The organism is Photobacterium sp. GB-1 (genome assembly GCF_003026165.1).
Lineage (GTDB): Bacteria > Pseudomonadota > Gammaproteobacteria > Enterobacterales > Vibrionaceae > Photobacterium.
Genome location: NZ_PYOB01000022.1, coordinates 49,397 through 69,851 on the forward strand (window position 1 = coordinate 49,397; position 20,455 = coordinate 69,851).

Annotated in this window: 19 protein-coding genes and 1 pseudogene; 7 read left to right on the forward strand and 13 right to left on the reverse strand. The window is 38.7% G+C overall.

Annotation, left to right across the window (positions count from 1 at the left end; genetic code table 11):
* Window positions 1-102: 102 nt before the first annotated feature.
* The 6 genes from C9J45_RS17280 to C9J45_RS17305 all read right to left on the reverse strand — a co-directional run bounded on the left by C9J45_RS17280 (window position 103) and on the right by C9J45_RS17305 (window position 5,717).
* Window positions 103-423 carry a cytochrome c gene (locus tag C9J45_RS17280; protein WP_107208424.1) on the reverse strand — a complete coding sequence of 107 codons (321 nt, stop codon included), beginning with the start codon at window positions 421-423 and terminating at the stop codon, window positions 103-105.
* 127 nt (window positions 424-550) lie between these two features.
* Window positions 551-1,753 carry a dihydrolipoamide acetyltransferase family protein gene (locus C9J45_RS17285; RefSeq protein ID WP_107292811.1) on the reverse strand — a complete coding sequence of 401 codons (1,203 nt, stop codon included), beginning with the start codon at window positions 1,751-1,753 and terminating at the stop codon, window positions 551-553.
* Complete coding sequence (locus C9J45_RS17290; RefSeq protein ID WP_107208426.1) at window positions 1,750-2,733, reverse strand: alpha-ketoacid dehydrogenase subunit beta; 984 nt, start codon at window positions 2,731-2,733, stop codon at window positions 1,750-1,752. Before C9J45_RS17290 ends, C9J45_RS17285 begins: the two co-directional genes overlap by 4 nt.
* Window positions 2,726-3,835 (reverse strand): pyruvate dehydrogenase (acetyl-transferring) E1 component subunit alpha, encoded by a 1,110-nt coding sequence (gene pdhA / locus C9J45_RS17295; RefSeq protein WP_107292812.1) that lies wholly within the window; start codon window positions 3,833-3,835, stop codon window positions 2,726-2,728. The genes C9J45_RS17290 and pdhA overlap by 8 nt, the downstream gene beginning before the upstream one ends.
* Before the next feature lie 236 nt (window positions 3,836-4,071).
* A complete protein-coding gene (locus C9J45_RS17300) occupies window positions 4,072-5,016 on the reverse strand; it encodes a DNA ligase (protein ID WP_107247945.1) in 945 nt (314 codons plus the stop codon).
* Window positions 5,017-5,174: 158 nt separating this feature from the next.
* The gene (locus tag C9J45_RS17305) at window positions 5,175-5,717 is read right to left on the reverse strand and encodes a hypothetical protein (protein ID WP_107292813.1); all 543 of its coding nucleotides are present in this window, start codon (window positions 5,715-5,717) and stop codon (window positions 5,175-5,177) included.
* A 309-nt stretch (window positions 5,718-6,026) separates the two neighbouring features.
* On the opposite strand from C9J45_RS17305, the gene C9J45_RS17310 reads away from it, so the two are divergent.
* Window positions 6,027-6,719, forward strand: a complete 693-nt coding sequence (locus C9J45_RS17310; protein ID WP_107292814.1) for a hypothetical protein — start codon at window positions 6,027-6,029, stop codon at window positions 6,717-6,719.
* Between the two features lie 125 nt (window positions 6,720-6,844).
* Here C9J45_RS17310 and C9J45_RS17315 read toward each other — a convergent pair whose 3' ends face one another.
* Entirely contained in the window at window positions 6,845-8,317 is a 1,473-nt protein-coding gene (locus tag C9J45_RS17315; RefSeq protein ID WP_107292815.1) for an FAD-dependent oxidoreductase, read from the reverse strand.
* 539 nt (window positions 8,318-8,856) lie between these two features.
* Here C9J45_RS17315 and C9J45_RS17320 point away from each other — a divergent pair.
* The 4 genes from C9J45_RS17320 (at window position 8,857) to C9J45_RS17335 (ending at window position 11,932) form a co-directional block, all read left to right on the forward strand.
* Window positions 8,857-9,927: an OmpA family protein gene (locus C9J45_RS17320; RefSeq protein ID WP_107208432.1), complete on the forward strand. Its 1,071-nt coding sequence runs from the start codon at window positions 8,857-8,859 to the stop codon at window positions 9,925-9,927.
* A gap of 115 nt (window positions 9,928-10,042) precedes the next feature.
* A complete protein-coding gene (locus tag C9J45_RS17325; RefSeq protein ID WP_107208433.1) occupies window positions 10,043-10,474 on the forward strand; it encodes a hotdog fold thioesterase in 432 nt (143 codons plus the stop codon).
* An 8-nt stretch (window positions 10,475-10,482) separates the two neighbouring features.
* On the forward strand, window positions 10,483-10,719 hold the full coding sequence (locus C9J45_RS17330; RefSeq protein ID WP_107261852.1) for a DUF3389 domain-containing protein: 237 nt from the start codon (window positions 10,483-10,485) through the stop codon (window positions 10,717-10,719).
* Window positions 10,720-10,888: 169 nt separating this feature from the next.
* Entirely contained in the window at window positions 10,889-11,932 is a 1,044-nt protein-coding gene (locus tag C9J45_RS17335; RefSeq protein WP_107292816.1) for an outer membrane beta-barrel protein, read from the forward strand.
* Between the two features lie 47 nt (window positions 11,933-11,979).
* Here C9J45_RS17335 and rodA read toward each other — a convergent pair whose 3' ends face one another.
* Complete coding sequence (gene rodA / locus C9J45_RS17340) at window positions 11,980-13,071, reverse strand: rod shape-determining protein RodA (RefSeq protein WP_107208436.1); 1,092 nt, start codon at window positions 13,069-13,071, stop codon at window positions 11,980-11,982.
* Window positions 13,072-13,346: 275 nt separating this feature from the next.
* Here rodA and C9J45_RS17345 point away from each other — a divergent pair, with 275 nt between their 5' ends.
* A complete protein-coding gene (locus C9J45_RS17345; protein WP_107292817.1) occupies window positions 13,347-14,261 on the forward strand; it encodes an ROK family protein in 915 nt (304 codons plus the stop codon).
* 58 nt (window positions 14,262-14,319) lie between these two features.
* Here C9J45_RS17345 and C9J45_RS17350 read toward each other — a convergent pair whose 3' ends face one another.
* The 3 genes from C9J45_RS17350 to C9J45_RS17360 all read right to left on the reverse strand — a co-directional run bounded on the left by C9J45_RS17350 (window position 14,320) and on the right by C9J45_RS17360 (window position 18,649).
* Window positions 14,320-15,480 carry an MFS transporter gene (locus C9J45_RS17350; RefSeq protein WP_107292818.1) on the reverse strand — a complete coding sequence of 387 codons (1,161 nt, stop codon included), beginning with the start codon at window positions 15,478-15,480 and terminating at the stop codon, window positions 14,320-14,322.
* A gap of 536 nt (window positions 15,481-16,016) precedes the next feature.
* Window positions 16,017-16,973: a ribosome biogenesis GTPase YlqF gene (ylqF, locus tag C9J45_RS17355; RefSeq protein WP_107261856.1), complete on the reverse strand. Its 957-nt coding sequence runs from the start codon at window positions 16,971-16,973 to the stop codon at window positions 16,017-16,019.
* Window positions 16,974-17,677: 704 nt separating this feature from the next.
* Window positions 17,678-18,649: a tetratricopeptide repeat protein gene (locus tag C9J45_RS17360; RefSeq protein WP_107292819.1), complete on the reverse strand. Its 972-nt coding sequence runs from the start codon at window positions 18,647-18,649 to the stop codon at window positions 17,678-17,680.
* 251 nt (window positions 18,650-18,900) lie between these two features.
* Between C9J45_RS17360 and C9J45_RS17365 the strand changes: the two genes are divergently transcribed.
* On the forward strand, window positions 18,901-19,911 hold the full coding sequence (locus C9J45_RS17365; RefSeq protein ID WP_107292820.1) for an SUMF1/EgtB/PvdO family nonheme iron enzyme: 1,011 nt from the start codon (window positions 18,901-18,903) through the stop codon (window positions 19,909-19,911).
* A gap of 50 nt (window positions 19,912-19,961) precedes the next feature.
* Here C9J45_RS17365 and C9J45_RS17370 read toward each other — a convergent pair whose 3' ends face one another.
* Window positions 19,962-20,243, reverse strand: a complete 282-nt coding sequence (locus C9J45_RS17370; RefSeq protein WP_107292821.1) for a hypothetical protein — start codon at window positions 20,241-20,243, stop codon at window positions 19,962-19,964.
* A gap of 69 nt (window positions 20,244-20,312) precedes the next feature.
* A pseudogene (locus tag C9J45_RS17375) lies at window positions 20,313-20,455 on the reverse strand (IS3 family transposase); the annotation flags it as partial.

Genomic DNA, 20,455 nt, shown 5'->3' on the forward strand with positions numbered 1-20,455 from the left:
CTATGATGTTTTTTCCGTTATAAAACACGGCAATTGATTTGTATGATTAATAAGTAATCAGTCGTTCTACTCATATTGAAGGACGACTGACGTTGAGCGCGATTATTTCATTTGCGAATAGTATTCAGAGATATCGGCGATATCTTGATCTGATAAATTTTTAAGTTGGGCTTTCATCATTGACGACATCCCCCCAGTGCGGCTGTCATTTAAATATGCTTGCATTGAGTTATATAAATACTCTGCATTTTGGCCTTTTAGATTCGGGTAATCTGGGCGTGGTGCAATGCCATTGCTGCCGTGACAAAAACGGCAGCTCGGCGTTTTTATTTCACCTTGGGTGGCATCACCATCAGGCATTGCCATAAGTGAGCTTGAAAAGAGAAGCGTGATAAGACTTGCTGTAAAAAATGAATAGCGCATAGTTTTTATATGACTGCAAAATGAAAGGTAATTACTATCATAAGCTGTTGTTTATACCATGCAATATTTTGTTATTGTTTGATGTAACAATATGTTAGTAACTTTATTCCAAGTAAGTGTTATCACGCTATGAAGATTCAATGTTGTCACAAGGTGGACTTTCTAAGCTATTGACTAGTGCCTTAATAAATCGCGCGGCTTCTCCTCCCGTACATGCTCGATGATCAAAGGTAATAGAAAGAGGCAGTACTTTTATGGTTTTTACTCGTTCGTCTTCCATGATCACTTTATCCATGATCCGTCCAGCACCAATAATGGCAACTTGCGGTGGTGTCACAACGGGAGTGGCAAAAATACCGGCAATAGCGCCGTAGTTAGAAAGTGTGATGGTTGCTTTTTGTAATTGATGACGATCTATTTTTCGGCTGCGAATACTGGCAGCGGTACGATCAATCCAGCGTCGGATCCCTTCCTGATGATATTGTTCTGCATGATGTAACACAGGCACATACAGGCCATGGCTGCTATCGACAGCAATACCAATATTAACGGTTTTATGTAAACACCTTGTCATTGTTTCCGCATCAAACCATGCATTAAGCGCAGGCTCTATATGACAGGCGTTATTAATAGCTTTAACTAGATTGACCGTTATGTCGTCATCTTTTTGCCAGTGATATAAATGTGCTTCTTCAGTCAGAGTGACTGAAGCGACATCATGGTGCGATCGCGTCATATTTTTTGCCATATTGCGGCGCGATCCTCTTAATATTTCAGTCCCTGGTATTTGTTGTTGGTAAGCAAGATAGACATCATTATCAATAATTAAGTGATTAGCCCCAGATCCGGTAATTTCTTTAATATTGACACCTAATTTCTGTGCCAATAACCGTGCTGAAGGGGTCGCAATTAATGGATGATGTTGATTAGCAATCGAGTGTAAATTAACGGTTTGCTTTGCATCATCACAGATCGGATCAACATCAACATGTTTATCAAGCTGGGAGATGTTGCCTACAACCGTAGTCGAAGAAGATGTGTGATTTGCAGAGCTTGGACTGATTTTCTCTGGCAGTACGCTCGCAGTATTCGCGAGTAACTCATCGATTTCTAGCAAGCATTGACCAATATTAATAACATCGCCTTCGTTACCATAACGATGGACAATTTTTCCACTATAAGGTGCCGGAACATCAACCGTTGCTTTTGCTGTCTCTACAGTGACGACCACTTGATCGGTTTTCACAGTATCGCCAATATTAATATGCCATTGCACAATTTCTGATTCAGCCAGACCTTCACCAAGATCGGGTAATGTGAATGCTTTCATTGCCAACCCTCCATGAGTTCACGAGCGGCATTTACAATGTCATCGTGTTGGATCATAAAATAATCTTCATTACGATAATAAGGCATGATGGTATCAAACCCTGTTAGGCGTTTAGGCGGTGCTTTCAGTAAGCACATCGCGCTTTCAGCTACTCTTGTAATGATCTCTGCACCAACACCGCAGGTTTTTGCTGCCTCATGCACCACTAATAAGCGGCCTGTTTTTTCGAGTGATGCCGTAATGGTCGCCATATCGATAGGTTTGATACTGGCTAAGTCAATAACTTCAAGTTCTATGCCATGATGAGATAAGGTCTCTGCTGCTTGAAGTGATTCGACCACACAAGCGCCCCAAGTCACTAGGGTAATATCTATTCCTTTTCTCAACGTAAAACATTGTTCAAGCGGTAAAGCGAGACCGTTATTTTCGACATGTGATTTAACAGTTCGGTAAATCCGTTTGGGTTCAAAGAATAAGATCGGATCGTTACTTCGAATCGCGGCGAGCAATAATCCATAAGCACGTTGCGGTGAAGAGGGGATCACAACTTTTAAGCCCGGAATGTGGGCAAACATTGCTTCGATACTTTCAGAATGATGCTCCGGCGCATGAATGCCTCCACCGAAAGGGGCTCTAAACACAGCAGGGCAGGTTAAGCGGCCGCGAGTACGATTTCTTAGTCTTGCTGCATGGCATACTAGGTGCTCCATTGCTGGAAAAATAAAGCCTTGAAATTGAAATTCAGCAATAGGTCGGAGACCCTGTGATGCCATACCAACAGTGACACCAGCAATTAACGATTCTGCCAGTGGTGTATCAATCACACGTTTACAACCAAAAGCTTGTTTTAAACCGAGTGTGGCACGAAAAACGCCACCATTTTCACCAATGTCTTCACCCAAAATAACGACATTAGGATCGTGTTGCATTTCATAGTGAAGGGCGAGGTTAACTGCTTCTATTAATGTAATGTCAGCCATTATTCCCTCCTGAATTTTGCTTCTCCATTCGCATCGCTTTACTGATAAGTGCGTCGCGTTGATAGTGCAGATCGGGATCGGCTTTCTCGTAAAGATAATCGAATGCTGATTCTGGCGCTTGTACAGTGAGATCAAGGTATTGTTCAACGGCTTGATTAATACGCTGATGGCAAATATCTAACCATTGTGATTCTTCTGCTTCTGACCATAGATTTTGATTGATTAAATAGGTTTTTAATCGAGCAATAGGATCGAATTGCCATGCTTGTTTGACTTCTTCATCTTCACGATAACGAGAGGCGTCGTCAGCAGTGGTATGATCACAAAGTCGATAACTTATCGCTTCTATTAATGTCGCACCTTTACCTTTTCGTGCCTGATCTAAACTTTGTAGAAGGGCATCGTACATGGCAACAATATCATTGCCATCAACCATGATACCTTTGATTCCTGCGCCTTTGGCTTTATCGACTAAGTGTTCGGCATGACATTGCAAATGCAGTGGTACAGAGATCGCCCACTGATTATTGTTGATTACAAATACTAAGGGGATATTCCAAACACCAGCGCAATTGAGAGATTCTAAGAAGTCACCTTTTGAGGTTGCTCCATCACCACAAGTGGCAACGGTTGCTCTATGTAATCCTTTGATTTTCATTGCTGCTGCTATACCGACAGCATGAGTGCATTGTGTTGAAATTGGCACGCAAAATGGCATATCGTCATTATGTGAAATATCAGGGGATGTTGAGGGGAAATTGCTACCTAATTCATCGCCGCCCCAGTATTGCAAGTTCTGCAACATACTTATACCCCGCGCCCATAATGCGGGCATATCACGGTAATAAGGCGCAAGCACATCGGTAGATTGCATAGCAGAACCAATCGCGATACCAATGGCTTCCGCGCCAAGGTGTGAAGGATAAGTCCCTAACTTTCCTGTTCTTTGTAAGGCAATTGCTTTTTTATCATAGTGACGAACTAAAACCATATCGCGGTAAAATTGCTGTAGCAATGTATCATTAGCCCACTCAGGAAGAGGGGTGACTAAATGACCACGGTGATCTATATAACGATGCATGGGTTGTGTCTGTCTATTCATCCCAAGCTCCTTGTGTTTTATCACCTCTTTATTATTTTCTGCTAAGAAGTGAATCGTTATAACGGCTTGAACTGGATAATTTAAGTGTAACGAATAGACAGCAACTTGCTTGAGCTTTCTCGTTGATATAACAGTAAACAAAACAATACAGCGAATTTATTGGAAAAAAGACCTCTTATTCACAACTAGTAGTTAATTGTGCTTATTATTGGTGTAAATTATGGTCTTTTATGTTGCTATGTGTCTGGCGATAATCTTACCCGGCTAAATCGTGCAAACCGTGGAATACCTCGTTCGGTATACCCGTTGTAACGAAACTGAATGGTAGTGCCAAGGGGGGGAGGGTTTTTGCGTTGTTGTTCAGTAAAGCCTGTTCCTATCTTAAAGGTTTTATTATTGATTGTTTTTACCCAAATAGATCCCATTAATCCCTGATATTTTCCATTTCCCTTTTCGTAACCAATAACAATTGCTTCAGCATCTTGATGTTGTTTGAGTTTTAGTAACTTATTTGTTCTGCCTGCGACATAGTAGTTATTGATATGCTGAAGCATTAAGCCTTCACCATGGTTATTAACGATAATATCAAGCCATTGCGTAAGAATACTGATTTCGTTAATACGTTTATGCTCAACTAGATAAAGCACGTTGTTTGGCACTGTACTGTGAGTCTGGATAAGTTTAACTAAGCTGTTGTAGCGTTGTTCAAAAGGTAAATCTGATGTAGGTAAATCAAACACCATATACTTGACGTTACGCCATGCCTTGTCATTAGGGACGTGATCCATGACTATTTTAGTCAGAGCTTGGAATTTACCACGTTGTAGCCATAATTCACCATCAAGCGCTATTGCGGGTAAGTTTTTTATAAACCAATGAGGAGCATGGATTTGTCTACCTGATTTTGTCGTAAGTTGTGTGCCATTCCAATAAGCTCTAATGCCATCAAGCTTCTCACTAACAAGGTATTCTCTGACAGGGAATTCTATATTATCAATAACACTGTTCTTGTCATTAAGGTGCTGTAAATCTAAGGCTTTAGCTTTCATTAATTCAGGGGTTGATTGTGCAGAAAATGAAAGTGTCAGCATGACTAATGCTGCGATAGGTGAGAGCGGTTTATTTATATAATTAAGATGTTTTCTTGAGGAAACTTCAGCAGCAGTCAATATGTTTATCATCGCCTAACCTCTAAATTATAATTAGTAATAATTAAGGTATTAGACACTTGTGATAATGGAAAATATCAATACGGTTTCATATTGAAATAGTGTGTTGTCACTCTAAAATTTCTTCGAGATGATACAAGCATTAACAATTTAATGTGTTTTAAGTATATTTAGTTGTTGTTAAGTCTCGATAATGATGTCGCTTTTTTAACTACAACATCCGCCTTTGTTGTATAGCTATCAGCGCAATTATAGAAAGCTTGTGCTTGTTTATGATCAGCAACAAAAGAGAGCGGTTGCTCTAGTCCTTCTATATAAATCCGCGAGCGGTTGCCGTGAGAGCGAAAAGTATCGATGAATAATTTTGGGCTGACATTATCATTCGCGATAGTCGTGCTGTAGATGACATTTTTACTATCAATACGTTTGAAAAGGTTATGATCGACTAAGTACTTTATATCTGCTTTAGTTTTATTAAAGATCGGCTCTTGAGTTAATTTACCTCGAGATGGTGCGGATAAGTCATTGAAATGATATATTTTAATATCAAATTTACTATGGTAGTTAGATGATAACGCCAAAATAATCTTATCTTGATGTCGCTCTTCTTTTATACGTAACGTACAAGCCGAATTGTTTTGGATATAAACTGAATTTTCAAGCAGAGGCGTTGAAAAAGCAGAAACAGTGAGAAAAAGTAGTGGTGTAATCATAGTGCGCACCATATAGACATACATCAGTGTAAATCGAGGACAACATTTTGTTCCTACTTTAAACACTAGTGCTTATGGCAATCAAAATGTGGCTAACATTACAAACTATTATTTGTAATACACATTATTATTTCTGAGACGGCAATCTAGATTTATAGATAAAGTCTTAAATTAAACTGTACGAAGTGAGGTTGTTCGAAACCTTGCTATAAATATGACAATTGATTACATATTAAATGTTAAATTACGCATTTAGATAATAACAAAAATTAAAAATGTGCTGTTGCTGTATGTTTAGGAGAAAAAAATATGTCGAGTAGTACTACAGGAAAAACTACAAAACGTAACTGGAAATTGTCGTTACTTCTTGGGTTATTAGCTGGCGGGGCATTGGGCGCAGGTATACAGCATTACAATAATGTGCCTGTGACGACGGCATATAGTACGTTAAAAAGTGACTATCAGTCAGTAGTTGACGAACTCAATAAAGAAAAGTTATCAGTTAAACAGTTAACAGATGAGAAAGCGTTACTTGTTGAAAGCTCTAATCAAAAGTTAGATGCACTAAATTTGCAGTTAGATCAACAAAAGGTTCAGCTTGAGCAATTAACACAGCAATTAACTAATATTCAAAAGCAGCAAGAGACAACCCAAAAACTGGTCGTGACCAAAAAGAAACTTAATAAAGAAGTGGTAGCGCTAAAAACTAAAACCAAGCAACAAAAAGAAGTGATCGATAATTCAAATGTGTTGTTTGAACAAAAATCAAAGACACAGCATGATTTAGCTGTAGTTCAAAGGCAAATAGTGGCTCTTAGCCCTGATATAAAAAAAGCAAAAAAAGCATGTGCAGAGTTTAAATCCGGTAATAGCTGGAACTGGGTATCACAAAAAGATTGTGATAATTACGCGGATTTTCAACAGAAGCTTAATACGTTAAAAGCACAAGAAAGTCAGTTAAAACAGTCGTTAGCTACGCTTAATAAGAAAATTAATGCGTAATGGGTTAACCTTTATCAAGGTTCTTTCTGAGTGCTAGGAATAGCCTCAAAAAGGCCGCAATGTTGATCTTTTACAGTGAAGTGACACTATAAAATGAGGCATTGCGGCTTTTTATAATTTAGCTATTAACCTATAGGTTGAGCAAGTGAAGCAGGAAAACCGCGCTGAATGGCAATTTTTTCCGCATTCGAAACTATTTCTTGTTTATCTAACTGCAAGGTTGTTGAAAAAAGCTGCTCTCTTGTAGTTACATCATCATGATACGAATTGATGATTCCTTTTGTGATGAGTTCATTCACAATAGCATCGGCTGCTGATAGTGCTGATGAAGCTTTTACAATTTCAGAACGCGCATAGTTGTCACCAGAGAACGATATATCTGCAGCACGAAGCGTTGCATCAGTCCCTGGGATTTGCTGAGCGCCAAATAATGGTTTTCCGCCTACAACAGCACTTTTAAATGTATCAACATATTGTGCGACATGTTTTATCGCTTTTTCTGTACGCTCAATCACTTCTTCTTCAGACCATTGACGGTTTAATTTTTCTTTAAAAGCGTCATTAAGTTTTGGTTGAGCAGAGGAATGATCAGAGGTTACTAACCCATTTTCAAATAGAGTAATGTCTTTTGTCATTCCATGTAATTGGAAGTAGCCATTAGGGTAAGGTGTGAGTTGAGCCATGCCTTTTGGCGTACCACGCTCACCATGAATAATCACTTCTGGCCAATGCCCCTCACATTTCTCCCAGCGTGTTACATAAGCGGCTTTAAATTCTACCATTCGCTCTCGTGGAATATGAGCAAGATCATCGATTGTGCCAGAACGATAGCCACAAGCATTGATCAAGTAATCAACAGTACATTGTTGCTTATGATTATCCTGAGTTTCATAAGTGATTAACCATCGCTGAGTGACTTGGTCAAATTCAACCCCACACACTTTACTTGAAAGTAATACATGACAGTTCTCCATCTGCTTCAGTGCTAGGGATGCGGTTGCTGCAATTCGAAATACACTTAAACCATACTCTTGTACCATTACGATAGGGTATTTGAATTGATCTAATTGAAGCGATTTGGCGACAGGGATCATCCAATCATCAGGTGTGACTGGGTATGTTGGATTATCTAAGAGCTTTAACTTTTCTATATCTTGCTGCGAATAGAGAGTGAAGTAATCACTAGGCTCACCTAGCACTTTATTCTTACTATCTCGTTTCACCAATTGTTCGTAAGTGGTTTTTAGTAAATCTAAGCGAGGTATTAAATCTAATGCCGAGCCGTTATCGTCAATGGGCACAGCGATAACAGTTGGGCGAATGTTCGCGGTATGTTTGAACACTCTGAGCGTATCAATCGATTGCTCTAATAGGTTGAGACACTGTTGACTAGAAATCTCACGATATAAATTTCCGCCCGCATGAAGATGGCAAATAGGTGGGCCGTTAACGAGACTTATCCCTTCTTCGAATAGGTTTATTGAAATTCCCAGTTCAGCAAGACGAAGTGCAATCGTAGCACCCGCGACCCCTCCACCAATAATACCAACAGTTGAATGGCTAATGCCTTCTGAAGAGTGGCGCTCTGAAATATTCATAATGATTAGGCTTAAATGTGAAATTCAATAGTGGTTATAAGGTTAAAAATTGTATGGCTTTAATTAAGGATGTTAAGCCAATTGTATTTTACAAGGATACAGTTACGAGAGAAATATAAAGTTAGATCAAAAGTTAGAACAATCGCACTTATTTTTTTTGCTCACAAAATAGCCGCTTTGTTTAATTAAGCAGAAATATGAATAAAAAGTGGATATAAAAACCGAGTCAATAGCTGGAAAATAAAATTACACAATCATAAGTACGATAGGGTTTGTTGTTAAAATGTGATAAATATTTTATTTTATAAAAGCAGTATTTTGATGGGTAATATTCATGAATCTTTTAAATACAACCATTTAAAAAAGTTAAATGTTACAAGAAATTTTTTTATTATAGCTTTTTATTTTTATGTTTGGTAAATTAACCCCTGTTTTTTTGAGGTGATACGCAAAAATAAAAACTATTTTTGTATTTGTGAGTTTAAGCATCTAAAAAAGCACCTGTAGTGGCAACATTCATAAAATAAAGGATAAAAAACATGTCTAAAGCACGTTTTGCGATTTTACCTCTTGCACTTTTAATTTCTGGTGCAGTGAACGCAGCAACTGAAAACCCATTCTACGCTGGCGTTCGTGCTGGCGGCACTCATTACGCTGACTTCGATTCAAAGACAGCAGTTAATGGTGGCTTTACTTACGGTAATCCAAGTTCTGAGTTCCGTATTGATCGTGATGATTTCGCTGCAGGTCTATTTATGGGTTACAACGTAACACCATGGTTTGCAATTGAGGGTGGTTACACTTGGTTAGGTGAAGTGACTCTAAAAGGTGACAAGCATCATGACAAAGGTAAAGTAGAACAACAAGTTATCGACCTTGTAGGTAAGTTCACTTACCAAGCGACTGATAAAGTAGATCTATACACTAAAGTTGGTGGTGCATGGCAGTTCACTCGTGCTAAAGGCCTTCCAACTCAAACAGAAACCGATCGTGATGACAGCCTAATTGCAACTGCAGGTCTAGGTGCTGAATACCACTTCACTGATAACCTATCTGCACGTGCTGAATACCAGTACTACCACGATATGGAAACTAAGCCGACTGGTACTGATACGAAGGTAAGTTGGGATACTCACTACTACGGTATGAGCCTAGTTTACGGTTGGGGCGCTCCTGCACCAGTTGTTGTACCAGTAGTTGAAGAAGTTGTTGAAGCTGCAACTGTTCAAGTTGAGCCAATTTCTGTAACAATGCCTTTCGCATTCGACAGCGACACACTAACTACAGAAGACCAAGCACGTCTTGAGCCTATCGCTCAGCGTCTAGTTAACTTCCCTAACGCAGAACTAGTTGTTATCGGTCACACTGATAGCCGTGGCTCAGAAGCTTACAACCAGAAGCTTTCTGAAGAGCGTGCTAAGACTGTAGCGGTATACCTAATGAAGCACTTCAACATCGATGCAAGCCGTGTTAAAGGCGAAGGCCGTGGTGAGCTAGATCCAGTAGCTTCAAACGACACTGCTGAAGGTCGTGCTCAGAACCGTCGTGTAGATGTAACTACTCCTGGTTTTGAAATCCAAGCTGAAGTTGCAGAAGCTGTAGTTCAGTAATTAACTCTTTTGAGTTATAAAAAAGCGCCGCAAGGCGCTTTTTTTATGTTTGTAATAAAATTTAAAATCAATGTTAAACTATTACTTTATCGTAGTTTAATGGTATGAGAGTCGAATGACTATTTGGAAAAGAGAGTTTAGTTTAGCAAGCCTAAATAAAACCTCAGAAAATACATTAATTAAACATTTAGGTATTACCTACTCAGCTTTTGACGAAGAATCACTCTCGGCAACAATGCCAGTTGATCACAGAACACACCAGCCACTGGGTATGTTACATGGTGGAGCCTCAGTCGTTTTAGCTGAAACATTAGGGTCAGTAGCCGCAAATTTGTGTGTAGATCATGATAAGTACTGCGTTGGCTTAGATATTAACGCAAATCATATTCGTGCAATAAGAGAGGGGGTTGTAACTGGCCGTGCTAGTGCTCTTCATTTAGGCGCAACCACACAAGTTTGGCAAATCGAAATAAGAGATGAAAGACAGCGATTAATTTGTACTAGCCGATTAACAATGGCCGTCATTATTAATAAAAAGAAGAAATAAAATAACCGATGATAATAAATTTTGAACAAGGTCGAATTATCGCGACTCAACGAGAAGTCGTTGTGAGAATTGATGGAAATTGCAGGATTAACCTTCAAGCACAAGTTGATGAGCTAACACTTATTTCTGGCGCTAATGTTGTTAGTGCTGTTGGTTGCGGGATTAATTGGTCTATAAAGTTAGATTCGAATGAGCAATTGCAACAACTTGCTAATGAAATAGGTATTGCGATTACTATTTATTAACCTTTTTTGCTTTATATTGAATAAAGAATATTAAAATTATCTTTATGAACTAATTTATCTCTGAATAACCTAGTTGAAATTATAAATATGGAATATTATTCCTTACAGGAAACATTTACCTCTCATCGGGTATGTTAGAGTAATAATTGAACAATAATAAGAATTTCACATGTCTAAAAAATATATTGCATTACTACCGCTTGCATTAGTTGTATCAACCGCTGTATCTGCTGCTACTGTTAATCCTTTTTATGTTGGCACACGACTCGGTGGTGCTCACTATTCAAATTTTCAACAGAACTATCAAGATATAACTGGCATAAATCTTAATAAAGATGATGTCGCGGCTGGTGTATTTGCAGGTTACAACTTTACACCTTGGTTTGCGGTTGAAACGGGTTATACATGGTTAGGTGAAGCTAAGTTTGAAAATAAGAAGATTAAGCAACATGCTATTGATCTTACAGCTAAAATGACATGGAACCTCAATGATCAATGGGGCGTGTTTGGTAAGTTAGGTGGCAGTTACATGCTCGCTGACTTCCATGGCTATGGCGTTAAAGACCTTGATGATCATTTACTTGGTACGGCTGGTGTCGGTGTTGAGTATAAATTGACTAACCATCTATCTACCCGTTTAGAGTACCAGCTTTACCACGATATTCAGTCTAAGCCTCGTAACACGAATCTAGCTTATAACTTTGATACACAGTTTTATGGTTTGAGCCTTGTATATAGCTGGGGAGCAGCGCCTGCCGTTGTTGCACCAGTTGTTGATACTGCACCGCCAGTTCAAGCTGCAACAGTAACAGTAGAGCCTTCAACGGTTACGATTGCTTATGGTGTTGATGGTAAGCATTTAACTGAAAAAGATAAGCAACGCCTTCAACCAATGATTCAACGTTTAACACGTTACCCGAGTGCAACAGCTGAAGTGACGGGCTATACATCAAATACAGGTAGTGCAACTTATAACCAGAAATTATCTGAAAAGCGTGCGAAAAATGTAGCGGATTTGCTTTCTCAGTATGTTGCTGACGCTAGCCAAATTACAGCGAAAGGGATGGGTGAAGCAAACCCTATTGCGACTAATGATACCGCGAAAGGTCGAGCAGAAAATCGTCGTGTAGAGATTTACTCACCAGCATTAAAGATTGCCACAGAAGATGCTGCTGAGCGTCCAGATTGCTGCGCAATGGAAAATAACCTATAAATAAAAAAGCGCCGAAAGGCGCTTTTTTTGACTCAATCTATTAGGTATTAGATGTTAGGTGCGCAAATAGATTTCTTTCTTAAACAAAGCGCCATAATAATACCGAAAATAGCACCTTGAGTAATAATCGCTGAACCACCATAGCTAAAGAAAGGTAATGGACTTCCCATAACAGGTAATACGCCGCTCACCATACCAATATTAATAAAACTATAAAGAAAGAAACTTAAAGCAAATGAGCCACTGACTAATCGTGCAAACGTTGATTCTGACTGATTCGCCAGCCATAACACTCTAAAAGTCATAAACGTATAGATAGCTAAAATAGTGAAGCTACCAATGTATCCCCATTCTTCTGCAAATGTTGAGAAGATAAAATCGGTATGACTCTCTGGAATGAAACCAAGATGACCTTGTGTTGCATCCATCCAACCTTTGCCAGAAATCCCACCAGATCCAATCGCAATTTTGGATTGAATGATCTGATAGCCAGAGCCTAATGGATCTGATTCAGGATTTAAAAATTGAAGAATACGTTTTTTCTGGTAGGTCTCCATTACGAAATACCACGCCAATGGAAGACTGACACCAATAATGGCTATCACAGATGAAATTAACTTCCATGACATCCCCGCAAAATACAGAACAAATAGAGCGTACATTACCGTGAAGATAGCACCATCTAGATCTGGTTGAATAAAAATCAATCCCGCTGGAATCGCAGTTACTATCAAACAAATCATGATCTTTTTAATACTAGGTCGACCGGCATCACTGACAAGAATCCAAGCCATCATGATTGGGACCGCTATTTTTACAAGTTCTGACGGTTGAAAACGTATTGGTCCTAATGCTAACCAGCGTTGCGAGCCATTGGTGCTATCACCAAGAACAAAGACACCAACAAGTAAAAGTACAGTAATAAAAAACAAATATGGAGCACTTCGCTCATAAGCGGCAGGTGAAATAGATGACATAAACAATAATGCGATAATCGCAATTCCTGCACGAATAAGATGACGCTCTATAATTGGCTCACTAAAGCTACTTGCACTCCATACACTCAAAGAACTGAATGTGATAAGAATTAAAATCGATATTAATAGTGGTATATCGATATAAGGACGGAATTTACTCATCGTGTACTTCACTGATTCACGCAAATTTGCGTAGACGTTAGTAATGCCTGTCACTTTAGGTGAGTTATTATTTGCCGCAAGATAAAAAGTGAAACAAAATGTGGCTTGGGCTTAAAATAAAATATTATGACTGTTTTTCTAATGTTCATCGCATAAAATGCTAATTTAAGTAGCGCGCAATGCATAACAATAATATTTCTTAAATAGTGACCAAGTACAGAGAAGTAAAGATAAATACCGTTATACTTTTTCTGTAAATTTAGTCGGAGAATCAGATGGATCGTTATTACTGGGGTGTTGATTTAGGTGGTACAAAAATCGAATGTATTGTGATAGATCGTAACTCAGATCAACCCATTATTCGTGAACGCATTGAGACAGAAAGTATTAAAGGTTATCAACATATACTTGATCAAATAAAGATACTGATTGAGCGGTGTGCAAAAATAGTTGGACATTACCCTTACGCGGTTGGTTTTGGAACACCAGGTACGCTTGATCCGATTCATGGCGTTATGAAAAACTGCAATACAACGGCATTAAATGGTCAGCCTCTTGATAAAGATCTTAATGAAATGCTTGGAATCCATGCAATTATTGCTAACGATGCCAATTGTTTTGCTTTAGCAGAAACACATTTTGGGGTCGTCAAACGTATCAAACCTGATGCTCAAATTGTATTTGGCATCATTATGGGAACGGGCGTAGGGTCTGGCATAGTGGTAGACGGTAAATGTTTATACGGCTGCCATGGTATTGCTGGTGAGTGGGGGCATAATGTTCTTGAGCATAATGGCGCGGATTGTTATTGCGGTAAGCAAGGTTGTGTGGAAACGGTTATTTCTGGGAAAGGATTAGAGCGTTATTATTACGAGCTTTCATCGCAAGCGTTATCTTTGCCTGAGATCGTCGAGCAAGCCAAACAGAATAATCATGAAGCAGTGAAAACAATAACACGTTTACGTGAGTATTTTGGTTTAGCGGTCGCACGAATTATTAACGTACTTGATCCTGAGATCATCGTGATTGGTGGTGGTGTCGGTAATATTGACGCGTTATATCAAGATATAGAAACACAAATTTTACCGCACTTGTTTAATACAGAGCTTAATACCTTGATTGTAAAACCAGAGCTAGGGGATAGTGCTGGTGTGTATGGCGCTGCAGCTTTAGTAAAGAACATCAGTTAAACAAGAGTCAGCCAAAAGTTAAAAGCGCGATACATATTAATAGTATCGCGCTTTTGTTTTAACTTGCCAGAACTTGAGGCTTACGTTGTAAACTTGCTACTAGCATGTAAATTGCCGTTGCAAGTAGAACAATGAAGAAGAAATCCATTATTCCATTTTGCTCTGCCATAAAGCTGTTAGCACCAATTGGACCCAGTGCTGAACCAATGCTGTAACTAAACAGCATAACTTGTGTTGCAGCAACAATATATGAAGAATCCAAGTTGTCACACGCCAATGTAATTGCAATTGGGTAAAGCGCAAAAGCAGACATGCCTAACAACGCCAATGCCGTGATCAGAACGACATAGTCTGATGATAGGTAAGTAATACCCATAGCAAAAACACCAAGCAAAGACATTAAAGCAAGCAATAGCGTTTTGCTCAATTTAATTGAAAGTTTGCTAACGACAGGTTGAATAACCATACCACCAAGAATGATTGCAGCCATCAACACGCCTACTTGATCTGTTGTTAGAGCATTTTGTTTTAATGCTAAAGGCATTAAACCGTAGATACTGCCCATTACAACACCTGACGTTATACAACCAATAATTGCAGGTTTACTCAAACGTGCAATTTGCTTTATTGATAACACTTGGTGTGAATCACTGCTAGGTTGACCTTGTTTTACAAACAGAGGCGGTAAAATTGCGATTAGCAATAGCACTAGAATAACGATAAAAGGAATAAACCCTTTAACACCAAACATGCCTACTGCTAATTGACCAACAGTGGTGCCACCATAGAGTGAGGTCATGTAAAAACCAAGACGTTTTGCTCGCTCTTTCGCGTTATCACCAATAAGTAGCCATGATTCAACAACAACGAAAATACCTGCAACAGCCATACCAGCAACGAGGCGTGCAAATAGCCATACTTCTTTATTTGGAAAAATTGGCAAAACCGCAACAGTTACTGCTAGCAAAGCTAAAAAAGTAATAAAAGCCACACGGTGACCAATCTTCGCAATAATTGGCTCGATCATCATTGAGCCAATAAGAAGACCAATGTAATAGATGCTTGCTAACCAACTTGCATAACTGCTATCAATTTTAAAATTTGCTAATGATAACGGAACCAAGCTCATTAGGTAGCCTGATGCGATTGCGAATACAGTTAGTCCAGCAACAGGCACAAAAATGCCGCCGCTTTTGCGACAAGTAGTGATGTCTTGCACTACCTTGGTCTCCAAGTGAAATGTTTGAAATAACCTGTCTTTATTTAAGGTAAATACGTTTAGAAAACGAAAAACCAGAAATCAAGGAATGATCACTGGAGATAACAAGACAGAGCTGTTTAAAAAAGTGTTTTATTAGAAAACTCGGCGATTATTGACCCTAACCTAACATTAGTAAAATGAGAAAAACTAATGTGAAACAGGGCATTTCATTACATTGATTAATGCCAAAAAATAATCGTTAGAGTAGTGATCATTAAACTGAACTCAAAATCGTACTTTATCTGATTAATATATTTATTTTTAAAGAATTAGAACTGGTTTTACTGTTGCGGAACAGGGGGGAGTTTAAATAATGATTAGTGTTGTAATTGTTGTTCTATGCAAAAAAAGAACAAACAAAAGCGCATTTTTATCAAAATAATATAAAAAAAATTGGTTTCTAATGAAGAGTTTGGATTACATTTACTAAAAAGCCACCTTACTATAGCGATATGGCACTCAGAGTAAGATGGCTAGTTATATTTTGAAGTCGATTAACGTTTATTTTTTAGATAGCGTTTACGTCGTTCTTCTTTCTTTTTGATCTTTTGTTCAGCTTTACGTTCAGCTTCTACTGCCACATTGATCAGCTCTTCAGTGATCATATCTGGATGCTCTAGAGTAATATTCCCCAGTGTACCGTTACGCAATTCATTGATAAGAATGACAGAGGCTTTGTGCAGATCAACACGACCACCACCTTTTAAACAACCTCGTTTGCGCCCGATCTCTTCCATTAGCTCAATTTCAGATTCAGGTAGGTCATCATCAAGGTTATAACGTGCCTTGATCATATCTGGGTATGCTTTGATCAGATATTCAATGGTAAAGAAAGCCACGTCGATATAATCCATCGCGGTATCTTTAATTGCCCCCGTTGCAGCAAGGCGGAAACCACTATGTGGGTTTTCTACTTTTGGCCAAAGAATTCCCGGCGTATCAGAAAGCAGTACACCGTTATCGAGGTTAATACGTTGCTGTTGGCGTGTTACAGCAGGTTGGTTTCCTGTGATTGCGACAGTTCTGCCTGCAAGTGTATTGATAATAGTTGATTTCCCAACGTTAGGAATCCCCATAATCATGGTGCGAATTTTTTTACCTGCTTCCTCACGGTGAGGTGCAAGCTTGCGGCATAAATCCATGATCTGATTAACTTCGTTTAAGTTTTCAGTGGTGACAGCAATGGCTTTAACGCCTTGCTCTTTTTCAAGGTGATCAATCCAAAGTTGAGTCATCTCAGGATCGGCCAAATCACGCTTGTTCAAAACTTTAACAACAGGCTTACCGTCATTGGTATTGCGGAACGATTTGATCAGTGGGTTTTCACTACTAAATGGGATACGAGCATCTAAAACTTCGATGATCACATCAACTTTCGGCATCGCTTCTTCAATTTCTTTGCGGGCTTTGTGCATGTGCCCTGGAAACCACTGGATACTGTTACTACTCATTTGATTTATATGCTCTTTATTTGTTCTTTGTGTCCCTTGGGGTACAACCAGGGGTACTAAAATTGGTCGCAAGAAAAATAGTGGTTATATCTTGCATTATTAAGTTATTGATAGAAATTCTATCATAGTTGGCAGTAGATCACTCTTAAATGATAAAGAGGATTGGAATCATTCTTTATATCCATGCCTACTTGAGTAAGAAAGGGCAACAACAAACGTCAGCAACACATGATAGGGTGGGGAAAGAGTAAAAATACTAGAAATAATCTTTAGCCTTGGTTTGAGGAAGGTTGAATATACCATTTCTGGATATCAGAATATCTATAGGCTGTTGGCTAATCACAAATGAGTTAACTTTTCTGCTAACTCGTAAATGCCCCATTATTAGTCAGAGTAAATGCTCATTCATATCGTATTAACAGAATTTTGGATGAGATATTCTAATCAAAGTTAACTAAAAATATTTAGTTTAAATTCTGGATGTTTTATTACTCTCTTCCATAAAAAACGCGAGTTTGAGGTTTTTCACCTCGCTGAGAATACACCTATAACCAGCTGGGCAATAATTGGCCTGAAGGCTTAAATTTTCTGGATAAATCGTAGATACATATTCAAGTTACAGTTTACGTATTTTGTTTTCACCGATAAAAAACGCTCCCATTAGAGGGAGCGTTTAAGGCAATGAATATAAGGGCTATACAAGATTAGCGAAGTACTCTCACCGTATGTTTACTTAAGAACTCTTTAGCAAAGTCGTTGACTTGTTTTTTCTGGGCATCAGATAAATGACTCATTGTTTCAAGGTATTGTTCTTTATAAATATCATAAAGGTCATGCTCTTTGTCTGTACCCATTGAATCAAGATATATTTTTGAGTAAGCAGCTCCAAGCACTTCGTCTTTTTCAGGGTAAGTGATTTGTGGTAATGAATGTAGGTACCGTGCAGCAAGAAATATTATAGAACCAGCATCTCCAGTATTTGCCATCTTTATCCAAATATCTAACGCTTCTTTTTTATTGCCTTCATCATAAATTATAGAAGCATAACCTTCCATCCCCCTAAAGTTACCCTGTTCAGCAGAGGCCTTGTAAAGACGTTTTACTTCTTTTTCTCGATTGCCAGGTATGAAAAACCAGCCATCTCCGCCAGCATACATACTTGCTAGGCTTGCCTGTGCCTTTGAGTTTTCATGGTCAGCAGCTTTCTTCAACCAGTCATTAGACTCATCAGGGTATAAGAAGGATAACATATTCATTGCGTTACCATCTCCTTGTTCTGCTCTAACTTTTAATTCTTTAACTAAAGGCGTACGATATTCCTCTCTATCACCATAAATATTTGTATCTGTCGACAGAACAAATTTAGCTTTTTCGCTTCCTAGTTTCGCGGCTTTAACAGCATATTCATGTTCTTGAGGGGTTTGGGCCATAATATTCGTTCTAAAGGTCCATGAATAAGCTAAAGCAGCTTTTGCATTCCCCTTATCTGCCGCGTATTTCAAATAAGGTTGCCCTTGTTTTATTTTATATTGGTCGACGAGTAAATCGCCTAATTGATAGGCATCTTCAACAGACATGGAGCTTGGCGCAGGGTATGTTGTTTGTGCCTGTGTTTGTGAGGCGCACAACAGGCATAAACATAACAGCCACCGGTAACCTATTTTTACTTTTTGCATTATTTATTAATCCTTATTACTGCCTATAAAGCTGTTATGGGGGGCTACTGATAAGTTAAGATAGGTAAGGGTACTCCTAATTATTGCCTGCTCGTGTAGTGATGTATCATTACAGATTTGACTTTAATTCATTAAGTTAAATGAATAATGAGTTTAGTGTTGTTTTAATGTAGCAAATCAAAATAGAAGAATTTTAACGAAGTTACATGCATTACCTTACAGAATGAGTACAGAAAGGATTTGATTGCGCAATGTATAGAAAATACCTGAGCCTATTAATAAGCGCATGTGTATTAACAGCATGCACTGGAGAGACAACCGCTTCAGTAACCAGTAAAACGGTACCAGCTGAGAAAATCACTCAAATAGAAGCGAAAGTAAAAAAGCTCTACCCTGATGCAGATACCAAACTTCAACATCAAATCGTCGAAGTTGCTGTTGAATCACTTGAAAGCATGGTATTTATCAAAGGTGGAACCTTCATGATGGGCGCATTTAAAGCCCCTTGTAACCCCATTTCTACGGATAGAATGGATTGGTCGCCAGATGCTAAGTGTAATACCGCTTTGTCGAATGCTGAAACTGGCGCTAATTTTATGCATAAAGTAACCTTAAGTAACTACTCATTAGCTAATCATGAAACGACCTATCACGGCTTTGATGCTTTTAAAAGGGCGCATAATCTGCCCGTTGTCAAAGCTGAAAATAGGGCGAAATATGACCTTTCTGATGAACAGTTTAAAAATAAAGCAACACCAACCAAAACCTGGCAAGAGGCAAAAGATTACTGTTTATGGCTGGGTGAATTAACGGGTTCTCCGATTGATTTACCCACAGAAGCACAATGGGAATATGCGGCAAGAAATCGTGGGAAGCATCTATACTATGCAACCAATAACGGTTACCTTCAGCGTAAAGGTGACCAGCATTTGGTTGATGGAAGGTATGTTGATTACACAAAAGATGAATGGAATATTGGTAGCTCTATAGATTTAAATCAAATTAAATTGTATCCGCCAAATCCATTAGGTTTGTATGATATGGCAGGAAATGTAAAGGAATGGATGAATGACTGGTATAGCGAAGATTATTATCAACGCTCCCCTGAACTCGACCCTCAAGGGCCATCGAGAGGATCTAAAAAAGTCATGAGAGGAGGGGGGTTAACAACATCTCGAGCAGGCCAAGCCATAGCTCAAGATGGATATATCTCACTCAATGGTTTTCGCTGCGCGGTGCAGCAACCGACACCAGTAAAGTAGTATTCAGTTAGTGCCGACAATAACATTTGGCTATTGTCGGCAGCTCCAAATTAAATTTTTAATACTCTTTTCTTTTGCTTTCTATGTTGGAAATCATAAATGGTGAATGGAGTTGAAGGGATCATACCCATATTATCTAAATAATTTACACTCGCTAACTGAGCAATCCATTGATTAAATTCTTTTTGTTGATCGCCATCTAAGATGTAGTTTATGCGCTGTAGGTTTTTCACAAGCGCATTATCTGAACTATGTTTTTTACCCTCGACATTCATGTGGGCTAACACTTCAACAAACTTTCGCCAAGAGCGAATCGTACCGCTTAATAACACATAAATTGCTGCTTCCTGCTCCTCCTCAAGATTAAGCCAATATGTATGTACTAGGGAATTGTGTAGTGGTCAACAAATACTAGCTACGGTTTTAGAGGTTAACCAATATAATCGTTCTGATTCATTCGGTGTTAATCCGCCATTATATTGATGTGGTCGTAATTGGCTGTAATAACCAATAATATATCGAGTGATTTCGTGTTTTGCTTCAG